Raw genomic sequence first — 2,554 nt, forward strand, 5'->3', positions numbered from 1 at the left:
GCGCACCGAGGTCACGCCCGCGCTGGGCGTGCCGCTCACGGTGCCGGCCACGGCCGAGATCGTGCTGGAGGGCCACATCCAGCCCGACGCGAACCACGCCAGCGGCTGGCAGCATGCGCTCGAAGGCCCGTACGGCGACCACACCGGCTATTACAACGAATGCGCCGAATTCCCCGTGTTCACCATCGACCGCATCACGCTGCGCAAGGACCCGATCTACCACAGCACCTACACCGGCAAGCCGCCCGACGAGCCCGCGGTGCTGGGCCTGGCGATGAACGAACTGTTCATTCCGCTCTTGCAAAAGCAGTTCCCCGAGATCGTGGACTTCTATCTGCCGCCCGAAGGCTGCAGCTACCGCATGGCGGTGGTGAGCATCAAGAAGGCCTACGCCGGCCACGCCCGGCGCGTGATGATGGGCGTGTGGAGCCACCTGCGCCAGTTCATGTACACCAAGTTCATCGTGGTGGTGGACGACGATGTGGACGTGCGCGACTGGAAGGAAGTCATCTGGGCCATCACCACCCGCATGGACCCGGTGCGCGACACCATGATGGTGGAGAACACCCCCATCGACTACCTCGACTTCGCCTCGCCCGTGAGCGGCCTGGGCAGCAAGATGGGGCTGGATGCCACGAACAAGTGGCCCGGTGAGACCCAGCGCGAGTGGGGCCGTCCCATGGCGATGGATGCCGACGTGGCTGCGCGCATGGATGGGCTCTACCAAGCGCTGGGGCTTTAAACGCTCTTTTCTGTGGGGCAGGTTCCTCAGGCGCAGTGCCCGCATGGCGGGCGCAACCGGGCCGGAGGCCTGGCACAAGGGTGCCTCGGAGGCGTTTGGCGCGGCAATCCGAAGGTCTTTTCGACCCGCTGGGCTTTGGTGCCATCTTGACGGTCTGGGCGGGCTGCGGTGTGTGCTGGCACCGTGACGGCTTTGGCGCTGCACGCATCGCATGAAGATCATGTGCAGATCGCGATGGCGACTGGCATTTGCGCAGTGTTCGTCGGGCAACAAAGCCGTTGTGGCACTTGATGCTCCAAAAATAATAGCGATCAATGTCCAGTGCGTAAGCGCATGGGGCCAGAATCACTGAACTGTTGGCCCCCGTCCGGCCGGACGGGTGTGCAGCCCCGCGCGGCGAGGCCGGCCACGGGTGTGCGAAAACCCCTCGATTTCCTCCAAGTATCCAAGCCAGGAAAATGGCGATAAGATAGTAATAGATTACTTACTTTCATGATGATAAATACCGCCACCGAGGCCGTTGCGCCCAAACATCTGCCTGCCGACGAACGCCGTGCCGTCACGGTCGAGGCCGTGGTGGCGCTGGCAGCCACGCAGAACCCGAGCGAGATCACCACCTCGGCCATTGCCCAGCACATGCACCTCACGCAGGGCGCGCTGTTCCGGCACTTTCCGAACAAGGACGCCATCCTGCAGGCGGTGATGGACTGGGTGGCCGCGCAGCTGCTGGCGCGCATCGACCGCGCGGCCGACGGCGCGGCCTCGCCCCTGGCGGCGCTCAGGGCCATGTTCATGGCGCATGTCGCCTTCGTGGCCGAGCACCCGGGCGTGCCGCGCATCATCTTCAGCGAGCTGCAGCGCGCGGGCGATACGCTCCCCAAGCAGATGGTGCAGACGCTCATCACCAGTTACGGCGAGCGCCTGCAAGGCTTGATCGCGCAAGGCCAGGCGCAGGGCGAGGTGCACGCGGGGCTGGATGTTCCGGCGGCCGCCACGCTGTTCATCGGCACCGTCCAGGGTCTGGTGATGCAGTCGCTGATCACCAGTGACATGCAGCGCATGCGCAGCGACGCCCCCCGGGTTTTTGCCATCTACCAGCGCGGCATTGCGCCCGCCAGCGAAAGCACGCCATGAAAAATGATCCCCACGCTCCCCACTTCGTGGGGTTGCTGGCCTTGCAGGCCGCTGCACCGTCAGAGGCGTCACCCCTTCGGGTTGTCCAGCCCTGCGAGGGCAGGCCTGGAGCCGCAGCCCCCAGCCCCGAGGGGGGCGCTTGCCATTTGGGGGCGGCCCGGCGATGAAAAAACTCCCCTTGCAAGGTCGCACGCTGGCGCTGCTGGCCGTGGTGGTGCCCATGCTGGCGCTGTTCGTCTATGTGGTGCTGCGCTCGGGCCCGCTGGCCCCGGTGGCGGTCACGCTGGCCAAGGTTGAGCGCAAGGCCCTCACGCCGGCGCTGTTTGGCGTGGGCACCATCGGCGCCCGCACCACCACCAAAATCGGCCCCACGGTGGCCGGGCGCATCCAGCGGCTGGATGTGGATGTGGGCGACTCTGTCCAGGCCGGCCAGGTGCTGGGCGAGATGGATGCGGTCGATCTGCAAGACCGCTTGCAGGCCCAGGAGGCCGCACTGCAGCGCGTGCAGGCCAGCCTGCGCGAGGCACAGGCGCGGCAGGCCCATGCGCAGGCGCAGGCCACGCGGTATGCCCAACTGCTGGCCGTGCGCTCGACCAGTGAAGAGCTGGCCGCCGCCAAGCAGCAGGAGCTGCAGGTGGCCGATGCCGTCGTGGCAGCCGCGCAGGCCGAAGCGGTGCG

The 2,554-nt window shown here is 66.6% G+C and carries 2 protein-coding genes and 1 pseudogene; all 3 read left to right on the plus strand.

What is annotated here, in order from left to right; genetic code table 11:
• Positions 1-742, plus strand: a 742-nt coding sequence (locus tag ACDELDRAFT_RS21185) for a UbiD family decarboxylase (protein WP_005800278.1), incomplete at its 5' end; no start/stop codon positions are given.
• Positions 743-1,234: 492 nt separating this feature from the next.
• Entirely contained in the window at positions 1,235-1,876 is a 642-nt protein-coding gene (locus ACDELDRAFT_RS21190) for a TetR/AcrR family transcriptional regulator (RefSeq protein WP_005800279.1), read from the plus strand.
• 163 nt (positions 1,877-2,039) lie between these two features.
• Positions 2,040-2,554: pseudogene (locus tag ACDELDRAFT_RS21195) on the plus strand (biotin/lipoyl-binding protein); the annotation flags it as partial.

This window comes from Acidovorax delafieldii 2AN (assembly GCF_000175235.1).
GTDB lineage: Bacteria > Pseudomonadota > Gammaproteobacteria > Burkholderiales > Burkholderiaceae_C > Acidovorax > Acidovorax delafieldii_B.